The organism is Streptomyces silvae (assembly GCF_016745505.1).
Lineage (GTDB): Bacteria > Actinomycetota > Actinomycetes > Streptomycetales > Streptomycetaceae > Streptomyces > Streptomyces silvae.
The window spans coordinates 1-13,746 of the sequence record NZ_JAERUC010000202.1; the positions used below are offsets into that span (position 1 = coordinate 1).

Below are 13,746 nucleotides of genomic sequence, written 5' to 3' on the forward strand. Positions count from 1 at the left end.
CTGCTCGATCTTGGCGATGTACGCCGCCGAGTACTGCACCAGCGGCGCGAACTGCTCCTGGGTGAGGTGGGCTTCATCCCGTAGCGCCTTCAGCACCGCCCCGAACGTCTTGAGGCTGTCCGACAACTCAGGCTCGTTGTTGGCCGCGTCGCCGGCCCTTTCACCTGCCTGCATGACCCACCGCCCGCTCTTCCGTGTCCGCTCAGCACCGGACCCGTGGTGCTGCCCGGTACAACGCTGACGCTCCCTGCGGTCACGGGCAGTTGCCCGCCCAGTCCCGGAGGTCAACCAGTACAACGGATTCTGTATCAGCCCGGTACTTGTGGACCTGCGGTCGAGGGGGACTCACCCATCTGATCTGGGCCGGTTCTGTGCTTGACGTACAGCGTTGTCCCAGGACGCACGTCAGGGTGGGCACCTCCCGTGCGTGCCCACCCTGACCTGTGTTGTTCTCCGGCGAGACCTACTCGAAGTTGGCCCGCGCCCGCTTGTCACCCGCGTGGTACGACGTACCGGCGTCACGCACCTTGCGAGAGATCTCCGACAGAGCGGTGTGGATCCCCGTGGCGTCACGGTCCCAGCCGGCCTGGGCGGCGTCGTACGCCGACTTGGCCTCGCCCACCCAGAGCTCGGACACGTTGGCAACCATGCGCTTGATCGCCGCAAGGTCCTCCTGAAGCTGCCTGCTCTGCCGGTCGATGTCACCGGCGGCCTGCTCCAGGCTCGAGTAAGTGACAACCATCGTGCCGTCGTTGGTCGGCATACGGTCCTCCAGTTCAATCTAGTGCGGTGTGATGGCCCGTACGTGGTACGGGGTACGGCAAGTCTCAGAGAGCGTTGATGGCCGACGTCTTGGCCTCGGAGCCGCCCGAGTGGCCGGGGACGACGTCGACGCCCTGGAGGGCCTGCCTGATCTCGTCTTCGGTGTTGCCGGAGATGGTCCGGGCCGCCTTGATGGCTTCCTGGAAGTTGACGAGACGCGTGGCGATGTTGCCCATCTTCACGTTGATGTCAGCCTGCTTGACGTTGAAGGCGCTGGCGCCGATACCCTTCCAGGCACCTTCCAGGCTGTCGATCGTCGCCTGCAGCGTCTTCAGCTGGCCCCTCACGGAATCGAACCGCTTGGTGAGCTCGCCTTCCAGCTTGAGGAGCATCTCATCTGAAAGCTTCTGATCCGCCATAGTTCTGGCTTCCTTCCTGGTGCTCTTGTTCGGTCCGGCGGTACGCCGCCGGGGGTTCGTATGAGGAACTACGGTCAATCAGGCGGAACGGCGCCTGCGAGCGAGCACGAAAGTGCCGCCTCCGAGGACGAGCACCACGGCCACTCCGCCGAGGATCAGGCCCAGTTGACTACTGTCGTCCTTCTCCGTGCTGGAGCCTGCCATGGCTGCGTCCTCAGTCTTGTTCTTCTCGCCAGGCTGTGACGAAGCTGATGCGGAGGGGGCAGCCGATCCGGCGGAGCCGGACGTCTTCTCCTTGGTGAGCGGGCTGATGTCCGGGGCGCCGGGATCGCCCTTACCCTTCAGAATGTTCATGGAAGGGCGAATCAGGCCGTGACCCAGGTACTTGCTGAGCGTGCCCTTTTCCCAGTCCCGGCCAGCCGTGTCGAACAGTACGTTGAGGACTTGGTTCGCGGTCCAGTCCGGGTGCGCGGACCAGACCAAGGCAGCAGAGGCCGATGTGATAGCCGTGGCCGCACTCGTTCCGCCGTCCCCTCGGCAATAACGTTCGAATTTTTCATCGCACCAAAAAGGCACATCGTCACCGGGTGCGGCGATATCGACGATGTTGCCGTACTGAGAAGTATCGGACACTTTACCCTGCTTATCGGCCGCTCCGACACCGACGACTTCCGGGTAAGCGGCCGGATAGATCGGCGCGTTACCCTTCTTTGCCTCATTTCCAACGGCAGCGAAGAATAGCTTCCCTTTACCCTGAGCGTATTTTACCGCTTCAATTTCTCGATCCATCTTAAATTCGCTACCAAACGACATACTGATGATCTGGGCATCACTATCAGCAGCGGCACGGATTGAGTCCGCAGAGTCGTAGGCATTGACCGAATGGGAGTTTTGGAAGTCAGTGTCCGCGACCCTCATGGGGATGATCTTCGCTCCAGGGGCAAGACCCTTCAGACCTCCGCCTTCCCCAGTACCGGCAATGAGCTCCGCCATCGTTGTGCCATGACCGGTATAGTCGTCAGTTTCGTCCCCTTCGGCACCCGTAGCATCAAGCCCTTTGAGGACCTGCCCCTTCAAGGACGGCGTCGAAGGGTTGATGCCAGTGTCGATGACAGCAACTGTGATGCCTGCCCCCGTGGTGGTCTTCCACATCTCCTCGGCCTGCATGGGCTTGAGGTACCACTGATCCGCCTGTACGTCTGCAGCGACCGCCGACGGAGCAGCACCTCCAAATCCGATGCTCCACGCAGTTGCCACGGCCATCGCGCCGAGAAGTCGCCCTCTCAGCCGGAGGCGCATTCGGGTCTGGCTCATTCCTGCTGTCATCCCGACTTCCGAACCTTCCGTGTACCTACTCGATCACCGGCGGCGCGACTCCGCGACGGCCGGCTTCCCACGTCTCTCTGTCTTCGGTCAGGTAGTCCGGACGCTGCGTGCCGTCGTCCTGGTCCTCGTCCCTGGAGTCCTTCCGGCCTGCTGGGCGCACGAGCCCCGCACCGCCTGCTGTGAAGCCCTTCGCGCCTGCCCCGGGACGTGCGGGACCTCCACGGGGCGTGCCGACGACGCCGTTGGTACTAGGCGTACCCCGGCCTGCGGGACGAGGGGCGTTGCCGGTTCCGTTGCCGACGACGCCGCGCTGTCCGACCCCGCCGACCGGACCGCCCGGCCGCCCCGCTCCCCCGGCCCCGATGACCGTGCCGCGTGCGGCACCTCGCGTGCCTCCGGTCGTCCCGGGCGCGGAACGCTGGGGTGTACCCCCGACGATGCCGCTCCGGCCTGCGCGCGGGGCGGAAGTGCCGGACGTGCCTGCATGACCCATTGATGTCGGCCTGCCACCCGTGACACCCGATCGGCCGGCGGTTGGGGACTGCGGACCGGTGACCCCGCGGGCGGAGGATGTGCCTCCGTTCATGGGAGAGGGGCGCCCCACCTGAGGACCAGTGGTCCGGCCGTTGGCTGTCGGGCCGCCACCTGAGCGGGTACCGCCCGCCGGCTGGCCCACCGGTCTGGGCGCACCCGTCTGTGTCTGAGGGTTTCGTGAACCATTGGTCATGGGGCTCAGGAAGCTGTTCGTCACGGGGGGAGTCAGGCCCGGCCCCGTTACCGACGGGCCCGTGGTCTGCGTGGGAGGAGGTGTAGTGACCTGGGAAGTCGCCGGGGGTGGCGCGGTGGCGACGCTGTCGATTTCTGTCGAGACGCCCCTTTCCGGGACAGGCATTACTGGCACTGGCGTCTCGAAGCCTTGGCCGCCCGACGAGGAACCGGGGCTGCCGATCACTGCATGACGCGACGCGCCGCCGGAGTCCACGGCGCCGGGCGACTCGGAAACCGACGACGAGGAATCCGACTGCCCATCACCTCTTCTCTTCGAAGGCCGCGGCATCGCCACATCGAGCTTCTTCTCGAACCGCGGCGGTTCCTGTGCCGCCAGCGTCTCCTCCGACACCGCGTAGTACGAAGCCAGCCGGTTCGCCTGGTTGATGGCCTCCTGACGGTCCTTCTCGACCTTCAGCGCCGCCGCGTACTCCGGGTTCTCCTCGATCCGCGCCGGGCTCTCGATGTCCTCCGGGGACTTACGAACCAGGCGGCTGTCCCGGGGCGGGAGGGAGTTGCGGACCGAAGCGAGACCCGTACCTGCGACGGTGATCTGGGTACCCGCCACCTCGGCGAAGGCACCCAGCTTCCGGGCATGGGCGACCAGGCCCTTGCCCCAGTTGCTGAAAGCTGTTCCGGACTCGCCTTCCCAGTCGACACGGTCGATGAAGCCCTCGAGCTCGCCCGCCGCCGTCTCCATGGCGGAACGCGCCTTCAGGAGCGCTTTGCCCGCCTCTTCGAGGTGCTCCGGCTTGGAGTTCTCGATCAGGTCGATCATCGCGTTGAGGTCGTGGCCCTCGAACGACGTCCGGCCGGAGGAGCCGCCGCTGCCGAGGCCGAACACCTCCATCACGTCCTGCATCTGGCGGGTCACGTCGGTGACGACCAACTGCCCCGCGACGCGTTCCTTGTCCTCCTGCTGCTGTTCCGCGGGAGTCAGCTCCGGCTCCTCGGAACCTGTCTCCGGCGTCTTCGGCTCGCTCATTCGGCTGCCCACCCCGCCTCATACTGCTTGTCAGCATTCTCAGGCTTGGCAGGCTCGTCCGCCCGCGCCGCCTTTTCGCGCTCGGCGTCCATGTGCGCCTGGATCTCGTAGAACCGGCGCCGGGTGTCGTCGTCCACGTTGTCGAAGCCGACTGCCGCCGCATGCACCCCGAGGCTCAGGTACTCGATCTGTTCGCCCAGGGACTTCGAGAGGGTGACCAGGGATTCGTGAACACGGTTGTACTGGGCGTAGAGCCCGTCCGCTTCCGCGAAAGAGGCGTTGTGTCCGCTGAATGCGTTACGCGACACCGTCTGTTCCGCGACCTTCGACTTGCCGGCCGGTGAGCTCTCGAGGTCCGCCAGCAAAGCGTTCACTTTTTTCTGGAACTCCTCCAGGGCGCCTACGCCCTTCCGGAGATCTCCCTTTCCCTTGGCCACGTTGCTGTCCTTCCCCGTTTCCCCGTTTGCTCAGTCCGTTTCGCGTTGCTATCGCACCCGCGTGAACAGCACTGACCCCATCACATCACTCTAGCCAATGGCACTGACAGGACCAACTGTCTTGTCCATCACGTGACTTCCACGGCGTCACACTCCGCCGGGCCGTCCCTGCCGCCGATTCCTGTCCCTCACGGTCACCGCCGCACCCGCGATGGCGGCCACCAGGACCGCTCCGCCCACCACGACGTACGTGGCGAGCCTGGCGTTGCGCTCGTCCGCGGTTTCGCCCAGATGGATGGCGGCCGGAACCGGCGCCTTGCCCTTGCTCACACCTTCGTGTGCCACCGGTTTCTCGATGGGCTTGTCGTCCTCGGTCAGGGCGCGCACCGGGTCGACGACACCCCAGCCGACCAGGTGGTCGTGGCCCGCGATCGAGCGTTCCGCCGTCTGCTCGATCTGGGCGACGATTTGCTCCTGCGTCCAGTCCTTGTGCTTGGCCTTGATGAGGGCCGCGACCCCGGCGACGTACGGGGCCGAGAAGCTGGTGCCGTTGTCGGAGCAGTGCCCCCCGCCGGGGACCGTCGAGATCATGTCGACGCCGGGGGCCGCGACGCCCACGAAGTCGCCGGACTGGGAGAAGGCCGCACGTTCGTTGTTGCGGTCCGAGGAGGCGACGGCCAGGACACCGTCGTACGACGCCGGGTAGGTCTTCTTCACGTTTCCGCCCAGGCCGTCGTTGCCGGCCGAGGCGACCACCACGATCTCCTTGGCCAGGGCCGCTTTCACCGCCTGTTCCAACAGGGGCGTGGGCTTCACCGCGTTGGCCGTGTCCTGGGAGATGTTGATGACATTCGCCCTCCCCTGCCCGGCCGCGTAGTTGATGGCGTCCGCCAGGGTCTCCGCCGTGCCGTGGCCCTCGGCGTCGTTCTGCTGGATCGGGATAATCGTCGCGTCGGGAGCGAGGCCGGTGAAGCCGGTGCCCTTGGCCTCCCGCGCGGCGATGATGCCGGCGACCTTGGTGCCGTGGCCGACCACGTCGGTGGTGCCGTTCTCCTTGCCGCGCTCGATCTTGTTGCCGTTCTCGTCCTTGATGTTCTTGTCCAGCAGGTTCTTGCCGCTCCCGGCGTCCACGGCCTTCGTGAGCTGCGGGTTCTTGACGTCGACCCCGGTGTCGATGACGGCCACCCGGACGCCCTTGCCCGTGGACTGCTCCCACAGTTCGTCCATCAGCACGCGTTGGAGCGCCCAGGGCCGGCCTGCGTACTTCTTCGCGGGGAAGGTGCACTGGGTGGAGTCGTCCGCGGCTGCGGGCAGCACCGGCAGCGAGACGAGGAGAACGGCGGTGGCGGCCGAGGCTGTCAGCAGCCGTCGCCGGTATGAGGGCGTGGTCACGTGGTCGCTCCTCACGAACCCTGCGGCTGGCGGGCGGCGCCGGTCGACAGACGGGGGCCCGTCGGCAGGAAGGCGGACCAGGCGGCCGGTACGGGCGCGGGGTCGACGTCCTTGTACCCGAGGTGGTTCTGCGCCTGCTGGGCTTCCTGCTGGCTCTGCGCCTTCTCCTCCTTCGTGCCGGACTCACCGATCCCGGAGTCGTCCTCGACGCTGTCGCCGTTGGACTGCATCGCGTAGCGCAGCCCGGTGTCGGTCACCAGGAAGAGGGGGCCGGACTCGGGGCTGGACCCCTTGAACTGGCGGAAGAGCTGGCCGGAGCCAGGCGTGACGTACGCGCTGCTGGAGCCGGTGGGGAGCGTGGCGGGGAAGCCCGTACCGGCCCAGGTGCTGAGCGTGCTGGTGCCGTTCTTGTCGGAGACCGAGCGCAGGACGTTGCACACGGTGTTACGGCTTCCGCTCTCGGTGCTCGCGGAGTTGACGGGCTCCGGCTTGCTCGTGGGCCACTTCTTCTCCTGCCCGAAAGCCTCGCCGGGCTCGAACGCGCCGGCGCTGACGGACTGCGCCTTGCCGTCCTGGTCGAGGCCGACCAGGTCGCGGCTGCTGAGGAGGAGTTTGGCGACGAAGTCGGACACCGGGGCGACCCGGCCCGGGAGAACCACGTACTGCTGGGTTCCGGTGCCGGAGACCGCGGCGAGGATCATGCCCACCTTGTTGTCCTCGTCCTGCAGGATTCCCGGAACGCCCGCGTCGGCGCCGGGAGTTCCCTCGATGGCCGGGATGGTGACCGGGTCGCCCTTGTGCAGGGTGTCCAGCCAGTCGGCGGACACCCGCTGGGGGGTGCGGTCCGGACCGACGAGGGTGCGCAGCAGCAGTTCGTCGTTCTTCACCTCGTACGCGGTGCCCGTGGCGTCCACGATGTAGCGGGTCCTGTCCGGTCCGGGGCCCTCGACGTACATCAGCTCGCCGCCGTGCAGCTTGTTCGCGCCCTCGGTCTTCCCCTTCTCGCGCTCCGCGAAGACGAACGCCGCCTTCTGGATGGCCCTGCCGCCCTCGCCGGGCCGCTCGCAGACCGCCCAGCGCTTCGCGGCGCCGGCTTGGGACTTGTCGGGCAGGCGGTCCGGGGCGTACGGGATGCCGAGGGTCGCGCCGTGCGGGATCTTGCCGCTGTCGAGGACCGATTCGCTGACGTTGACGACCTGGCCCTTGTCCGGGGCGAGGAGCAGCTTGGCGCTGGACATGTTCAGGACGGGGTGGAGCTGCGTCTTGCCGTCGGTCACCAACACCACGTAGCGGGTGGTGGACTTGCTGGCGATGATGACGTTCTCGTACGGGGTGTCCCATTTCTGGGGTGCCACGGGCTTGAACATCCCCCAGGCTCCGAACACCGCCAGGACGACGACGCCGACGATCGCTCCGGGGACCACCGCGCGCAGGGGGCGCGGTGCGCCCTCCTCCGAGCCTGACGGGTGGGGCTGCAGGAACTGTGCGACCAACCTCCGCTTCGCGAAGGTGTAGGCATTGAGTTCGTCCCGCCGTGATGCCATGTGCGCGCTGCCCCTTCTCCCCAGTGGGCGACCAGGTTCCCACACCCGCCGTGGACCGCTGCCGCCGACCGGGACCCCTACTATGCCTGTTGGCACTTGGCATTCACCGCTCAGGTAGGGTGATCGCCCGATCAACGCCCGTGAAAAAAACGGTGAATACGGACACGAGGGGGCAACGCGGCGATGGCTGCAGCGACGGGCGAGCGCACGAGGCGGTCCACCCAGCGAACGCCCGCCCCTTCCCGGCGGCAACGCAGCAACGGGCCTGACGGCACGGCCCCCCGCAGCTCGGCGGACACCCCCGCGGCGACCACGCTCCATTCGATCTCCAGGACCGGCCGCGTAGGACCCGCGCTGCGGCAGATGGTGCTCGTGGAAGCGGCCCTGGCGGTCGCCGTGGTGGGCGCTGCGCTCGGCGGCGCCTGGATGATCCCCGCCGGCGTGATCGCCTGCCTGCTCATCCTTCTCGCGGTGGTACGCCGCCGGGGCCGCGCCGTCCAGGACTGGCTGTCGACCGTGTCCTCCCTGCGCCGCCGCCGGCGGACCGCTACGGCGCCCCCGGCCGAGACGGAGCCGCAGCTGGCTCCGGTCGCGGAGAACGTGCCGGGGTTCGCCCCTTACATCTACGTCGACGGCGCCCGCCGCACGGTCGGCATGCTCGGGGACGGCACGTTCCTGACCGCGGTCGTCCGGGTCGAGGCGAGCGGGGAGTCGCTCCGTCAGGCCATGGGCGCCCGTGCACTGCCGCTGTCCCTGCTGGGTGACGCGCTCGCGGTGGACGACATCGTGCTGGAGTCGGCGCAGCTCGTGCAGCAGGTGCGGCCCGCTCCGGCGCCGCATCTGCCGGAGCGGTCGGTGGCCCGGCTCTCGTACGCCCCGCTCCAGGACAGGACCGGGGCGCCCGCGCTGCGGATGACCTGGGTGGCGGTGAAGCTGGATCCGGAGCTGTGCCGGGAGGCCGTGGAGGCCCGCGGCGGCGGGATCGGAGGGGCTCAGCGCTGTCTGGTGCGGGTCGCGGACCATGTGGCGAGCCGCATCACGGGCGCGGGTTTCCGGGCCTCGGTGCTGGACCAGGAGGAGCTCAACTCCGCCGTGGCGACGTCCGCGTGCGCGAACCCCATCCTGTCGGCGCGTGCGGGACGCCCGGATGCCGCGCCTCAGCGGCGGACGACGGAGACGACGCGGGTCTGGCGCTGCGACGACCGCTGGCACACCACGTACGCGGTCGACCGCTGGCCCGAGCTGGGCCGGGGAGCGACTCCGCTGCCGCGGCTCGTGGCGCTGCTGACCTCGGTACCGGCGTACGCGACGACGTTCAGCCTGACGGTGCGCCGCGGGACGCACCAGGGCCATGTCTCCGTACGCGGCCACGTCCGGATCACCGGCGGCTCGGACACCGAACTGGTCGGCGTACGAAGGACTTTGGAGCAAGCCGCCCGGCACGCGGAGGTCGGTCTCGTACGGCTGGACCGCGAGCAGCTGCCGGGTGTCCTGGCCACGCTCCCGCTGGGAGGCGCGCAGTGACGAAGAACATCGCTCCGAGGCGGGGGCTGCTGGGTCCGCGCCATGCCGGGCACACCCTGGCGGCGGACCATCTGGGCGCGCTGTCGCTGCCGGTGGGGGACGACGGCGTGATCATCGGTGACGACGCCGAGGGCCGCCCGCAGATGATCGGGTTCCACCGGCCCGCGCCGTACGACGTCCTGCTGATCGGTGGTCTGTGGACCGCGCAGGTGCTGGCGCTGCGCGCGGCGGGCACGGGTGCGCGGGTGGCGGTCGAGACGGGCCGTACGCAGGCGTGGACGACGCTGGCCCAGGCGGCCGGCGCCGGTCTCGAGTGCATCTCGCTCCACGATGTGGGCCGGGTGCCGCCGACCGGGGCCACCGTCGGCAGCCCGGTCGTCGTGGTGCGGGACTGCGGCATGCGGCCGCCCCGCGGCCGGGTGGTGTCCTCGCCGTGGCAGTCGGTGCTGACGCTGTTGCCCTATCTGAGCCCTGTGGCGCCGCGGTTGATGCGCGCGGCCACGCTGGTGGGCGTGCAGCGGGTGTCGCCGGCCGAGGCGGAGCAGATCGGCCGCATATTGGGGCTCGCACGCGCCGAGAGCGAGGCCCTGCCCACGCTGGCCGACGGTGTCACCCTCTGGGTGGCGGGCCGTGAGCGCCACTGGGTGATGACCAGCGCGACGGATGTGGAGACCGGATTGCTGGGCACTGCTCGCAGGATGGACTGAACCTCTCCCGTTCGGCCCCCGGACCGGCCGCTTTTCAGGATCATGGCGGGGGAACGACACGGTTCGACGGAAGGGACGGGCGCATGGGCACCCAGCAGGAAAAGGACGAGCTCTACGCTCTCGACATCTCGGATGTGGAGTGGCTGAGCGCACCCGGTACCGAGAACGTCGAGGAGCGGGTCGAGATCGCCCATCTCCCGGGAGGTGCGGTCGCCATGCGCTCGTCGCTGGATCCGGAGACCGTACTGCGCTACACGGAGGCCGAGTGGCGCGCGTTCGTGCTGGGCGCGCGCGACGGGGAGTTCGACCTCAAGTAGGGCGGATGCGGGGTGCGGGGGCGGCTGTCGGTGACTGCCGCCCTCTCGCTGTGTCCGGGACGGGCGCCGTTCGCTCTGTCCAACCCCGTCCCGATGCGCGACAAATGGCCCGTTCCTTCACCTTCTGACGCACTCGTCGCACGGAAGAGCCGTGCGTGACCTACGGGACAGTTGCCGCGGGCGATACGGCCTGCCGTAGTGCGCCCCATGGCGATTAGGGTGGGTGGGGGCGCGGCAGAGGAACCTGCGGGCAGGCACTGCGCGTCGCAAGGGGGAGAGCCGGGCGGACCGGCCAGAACGGGAACGGTCGCCCCCACCCACCACGGCACAAGGGTGCTCGACCACACCAGGAGGCAAAGTGAACGGCGATCGGGACGAGATCAGCGGGGGATGGAACACGCCCGTCGACGAGTCGTCCGACGCGGATCCCGCCGAGATGACGGGTGAGTTCACCATCGACTACACCCCTCCCGCCTGGTACACGCAGAACGCGCCGGGCGACTCCTCGGGCGGTGCGGGCTCGCACCTGGCACCGCCTCCGCCGCCGCAGGGCGCGCCGCTGGCCGTACCCGGGCTGCCGTCGTCCGGCGGTTTCGAGCCCGGCTGGCCGCCGGTTCCGGCAGCGCCGTCCGAGGCGGCTTCGGCCGCCTCTTCGGAGCCGCCCTCGCCTTCGTACGAGCCCACTCCCCCTGCACCGGCGCCGGCTCCGCCCACGTCGAGCTCCGAGGAGTCCGACGCGGCGGGCGGTGCGTCCGGTCCGTTCGGCGGTGGCGATGTGGAGAGCGGCGCCACCATGCGCTTCTCGCCCGCCGCGCTGAAGCAGGAGATCGCCGAGCGCGAGGCGGCCAAGGCCCAGGCCGAAGCCCAGTCGGAGCCGGTGTCGGAGCCGGTGTCGGAGCCGGAGCCGGAGCCGCAGTCGGCCCCCCTGGCATCCGCTCCGGCGGAGGACGAGGCCGGGGCCGAGCCCGAGGCCACGGACCCGGCCCGTCCGGCGGACGAGCGGGACTCCGACGGGGCCGAGGAAGCCGAAGCGGGCGACGCCGAGCCCGCCTCCCCGGAGGCGGATGACGCGCAGGCGCCGGCTCAGGAGATCGACGACTGGCCGAAGACGGACGCCGAGCGGGCGGCCGAGCAGGCGAGCTCCCGGACCGGCGCCGACCCCCGGGACGCTCCCCCGGCCGGTACCCCGCCGCAGGGCGCGCCGTCCGGCGGCCCGTCACCCGAGGACGCGCCTCCCACGGCGCCGCCCACCGCGGCGCCGACCGCCGGCGCACCGTCCGGTGACGCACCTCAGGGCGCCGTGCCGTCGAACGCTCCGGCCCCCTGGACTCCCGCGCCGCCCCCGCAGGGCGCCCTCCCGCCCCTGCCGCCAGCCTTCCAGCCCGCCGCACCGCAGCCGAGCGCCCCGCAGTCCGCGCCGCAGTGGCCCGCGCAGCAGCCCGCGCCCGCTCCGGCCGCCGACGCCTCGGGCGGCTACGGCTTCCCCCAGCCCCCGGCGCCGTCGGTGCCCGCGCAGCCGTCCCCGCCCGCGCCCCCGCAGCCGGTACAGCCCAACGCGCCTGCTCCGCAGGGTGGTTACGGATTCCCGCAGACGCCCGAGCAGGGTGGTTACGGATTCCCGCAGACCCCCCAGCAGGGCGGTTACGGGTTCCCCCAGACGCCCCAGCAGCAGTTCCCCGCGCAGGGTGCGCCCCAGCTGCCTCCGGCCGCACAGCCCCAGGGTGGTTACGGCTTCCCGCAGGCCGGTCAGCAGCCGCAGTTCCCCGCGCAGGGCGCCCCGCTCCCTCCGCAGGCACCCCAGCAGGCGCCCCAGGGCACACCGAACCTGCCCGCTCCGCAGCAGCAGCAGCAGCCCGAGGCCTACCAGCCCCAGCCGCCCGCGCCCCAGGCTCCGCCCGTGGGCCCCCGCACCGGGTCCGCGTGGCCGACGCCGGTCACGCATGACCAGCGCGAGCGCTCCGTACCGGGTGCGCCGCTCGGTTACACGGCCGCCGTGGAGCTGTCGTCGGACCGGCTGGTCCGGGGCAAGCAGAAGGCCAAGAGCAGCCGTACGCCGTCCGCCGCCTCCCGCTTCAAGCTGGGCGGGAAGAAGGAGGAGGTCGAGCGGCAGCGCAAGCTGGACCTGATCCGTACGCCGGTGCTGTCGTGCTACCGGATCGCGGTCATCAGCCTCAAGGGCGGTGTCGGCAAGACGACGACGACCACCGCGCTCGGCTCGACCCTGGCCACCGAGCGGCAGGACAAGATCCTCGCCATCGACGCCAACCCGGACGCGGGCACGCTCGGCCGGCGGGTGCGCCGCGAGACCGGGGCCACCATCCGCGACCTGGTCCAGGCGATCCCGTACCTCAACTCGTACATGGACATCCGCCGCTTCACCTCGCAGGCCCCCTCCGGCCTGGAGATCCTCGCCAACGACGTGGACCCGGCGGTCTCCACGACCTTCAACGACGAGGACTACCGGCGGGCGATCGACGTCCTGGGCAAGCAGTACCCGATCATCCTCACCGACTCGGGCACCGGCCTGCTCTACAGCGCGATGCGCGGGGTGCTGGACCTCGCCGACCAGCTGATCATCATCTCGACACCGTCCGTCGACGGCGCCTCCAGCGCCTCCACGACGCTGGACTGGCTGTCGGCGCACGGGTACGCGGAACTGGTGCAGCGCTCCCTGACCGTCATCTCCGGTGTCCGTGAGACCGGCAAGATGATCAAGGTCGACGACATCGTGCAGCACTTCGAGACCCGCTGCCGGGGCGTCGTGGTCGTACCGTTCGACGAGCACCTGTCGGCGGGCGCCGAGGTGGACCTCGACATGATGCGGCCGAAGACCCGCGAGGCGTACTTCAACCTCTCGGCGCTCGTCGCGGAGGACTTCCAGCGCGCCCAGCAGCAGCAGGGGCTGTGGACGGCGGACGGCAGCAACCCGCCGCCGCAGTTCGCCCCGCCCATGCCCGGTCAGCAGACGCCGGGTCAGCAGGTCCCCGGACAGCAGCCGTACGCGCCCCAGCCCGGCCAGCCCTACCCGGGGCAGCAGCCGTACCCCGGACAGCCGTACCCCGGGCAGCCGCAGCAGCAGCCGTACCCGCCCCAGCAGCCGTACGGCGGGCAGCAGCCCTACGGGGGCCCACAGCAGGCCGCCGCGCCTCAGCAGGCCTACCCGCCGTACCCCGGCCAGGCCGCGCAGAACAACGCCTGGCAGCAGCAGCCGCCCGCCCAGGCTCAGCCCGGCGGCGCCCCGGCCGGGCCGCCTCCGCCGCCCGCGCACCACGATGGCCAGGCACATCAGCAGGGACAGTCCGAACTGCAAGGTCCCGTTCCGCCCGCGGGCCGGCAGCAGCACCCTCCGCAGCCGCCGTCGGCGCCTCAGCAGTAAGGCAGTAGAGGTCTAAACCAATGAGGGCTCGCGCCGTTCACCCGGTGCGGGCCCTCATCGCATTCCCGCAGACCACACGCGGTTTGGCGGACCGTTGACGCGACTCGACCGCCGCTGATAAACCTTCGCTTCACCAGCTGGCGAACCAGAGATCTGCCCGCCTTCACCATGCGAGACATGACGCGAGGT

General features: G+C 69.8%; 12 protein-coding genes. 4 read left to right on the forward strand and 8 right to left on the reverse strand.

Features of this window, described 5'->3' with window-relative positions; genetic code table 11:
- The 8 genes from JKV81_RS33755 to eccB form a co-directional block, all read right to left on the reverse strand.
- Positions 1 to 174 (reverse strand): helix-turn-helix domain-containing protein (locus tag JKV81_RS33755; RefSeq protein ID WP_202079447.1); only part of this gene is annotated, 174 nt, incomplete at its 3' end.
- A gap of 289 nt (positions 175 to 463) precedes the next feature.
- Positions 464 to 763: a WXG100 family type VII secretion target gene (locus JKV81_RS33760; protein WP_099177837.1), complete on the reverse strand. Its 300-nt coding sequence runs from the start codon at positions 761 to 763 to the stop codon at positions 464 to 466.
- A gap of 64 nt (positions 764 to 827) precedes the next feature.
- On the reverse strand, positions 828 to 1,181 hold the full coding sequence (locus JKV81_RS33765; protein WP_099177836.1) for a WXG100 family type VII secretion target: 354 nt from the start codon (positions 1,179 to 1,181) through the stop codon (positions 828 to 830).
- Positions 1,182 to 1,259: 78 nt separating this feature from the next.
- On the reverse strand, positions 1,260 to 2,507 hold the full coding sequence (locus JKV81_RS33770) for a S8 family serine peptidase (protein ID WP_202079449.1): 1,248 nt from the start codon (positions 2,505 to 2,507) through the stop codon (positions 1,260 to 1,262).
- Between the two features lie 25 nt (positions 2,508 to 2,532).
- Complete coding sequence (locus tag JKV81_RS33775; protein ID WP_202079451.1) at positions 2,533 to 4,260, reverse strand: hypothetical protein; 1,728 nt, start codon at positions 4,258 to 4,260, stop codon at positions 2,533 to 2,535.
- A complete protein-coding gene (locus JKV81_RS33780; protein ID WP_129265776.1) occupies positions 4,257 to 4,697 on the reverse strand; it encodes a DUF2563 family protein in 441 nt (146 codons plus the stop codon). The genes JKV81_RS33775 and JKV81_RS33780 overlap by 4 nt, the downstream gene beginning before the upstream one ends.
- A gap of 147 nt (positions 4,698 to 4,844) precedes the next feature.
- Entirely contained in the window at positions 4,845 to 6,089 is a 1,245-nt protein-coding gene (gene mycP, locus JKV81_RS33785) for a type VII secretion-associated serine protease mycosin (protein ID WP_129265774.1), read from the reverse strand.
- Positions 6,090 to 6,100: 11 nt separating this feature from the next.
- Entirely contained in the window at positions 6,101 to 7,633 is a 1,533-nt protein-coding gene (gene eccB / locus JKV81_RS33790; protein ID WP_202079453.1) for a type VII secretion protein EccB, read from the reverse strand.
- Positions 7,634 to 7,816: 183 nt separating this feature from the next.
- Here eccB and eccE point away from each other — a divergent pair, with 183 nt between their 5' ends.
- From eccE to JKV81_RS33810, 4 genes are all read left to right on the forward strand, one after another.
- Positions 7,817 to 9,157 (forward strand): type VII secretion protein EccE, encoded by a 1,341-nt coding sequence (eccE, locus tag JKV81_RS33795; protein ID WP_202079455.1) that lies wholly within the window; start codon positions 7,817 to 7,819, stop codon positions 9,155 to 9,157.
- On the forward strand, positions 9,154 to 9,864 hold the full coding sequence (locus JKV81_RS33800; RefSeq protein ID WP_099177829.1) for a hypothetical protein: 711 nt from the start codon (positions 9,154 to 9,156) through the stop codon (positions 9,862 to 9,864). Before eccE ends, JKV81_RS33800 begins: the two co-directional genes overlap by 4 nt.
- Before the next feature lie 83 nt (positions 9,865 to 9,947).
- The gene (locus tag JKV81_RS33805) at positions 9,948 to 10,181 is read left to right on the forward strand and encodes a DUF397 domain-containing protein (RefSeq protein ID WP_124274972.1); all 234 of its coding nucleotides are present in this window, start codon (positions 9,948 to 9,950) and stop codon (positions 10,179 to 10,181) included.
- Positions 10,182 to 10,539: 358 nt separating this feature from the next.
- Complete coding sequence (locus JKV81_RS33810) at positions 10,540 to 13,557, forward strand: SCO5717 family growth-regulating ATPase (RefSeq protein ID WP_202079457.1); 3,018 nt, start codon at positions 10,540 to 10,542, stop codon at positions 13,555 to 13,557.
- Positions 13,558 to 13,746: the final 189 nt, after the last annotated feature.

Excerpts from the sequence above, each read along its gene's own strand:
- JKV81_RS33760 (WP_099177837.1), bottom strand. The coding sequence starts at position 763 with ATGCCGACCAACGACGGCACGATGGTTGTCACTTACTCGAGCCTGGAG.
- JKV81_RS33765 (WP_099177836.1), bottom strand. The coding sequence starts at position 1,181 with ATGGCGGATCAGAAGCTTTCAGATGAGATGCTCCTCAAGCTGGAAGGC.
- JKV81_RS33770 (WP_202079449.1), bottom strand. The coding sequence starts at position 2,507 with ATGACAGCAGGAATGAGCCAGACCCGAATGCGCCTCCGGCTGAGAGGG.
- JKV81_RS33775 (WP_202079451.1), bottom strand. The coding sequence starts at position 4,260 with ATGAGCGAGCCGAAGACGCCGGAGACAGGTTCCGAGGAGCCGGAGCTG.
- eccB (WP_202079453.1), bottom strand. The coding sequence starts at position 7,633 with ATGGCATCACGGCGGGACGAACTCAATGCCTACACCTTCGCGAAGCGG.
- eccE (WP_202079455.1), top strand. The coding sequence starts at position 7,817 with ATGGCTGCAGCGACGGGCGAGCGCACGAGGCGGTCCACCCAGCGAACG.
- JKV81_RS33805 (WP_124274972.1), top strand. The coding sequence starts at position 9,948 with ATGGGCACCCAGCAGGAAAAGGACGAGCTCTACGCTCTCGACATCTCG.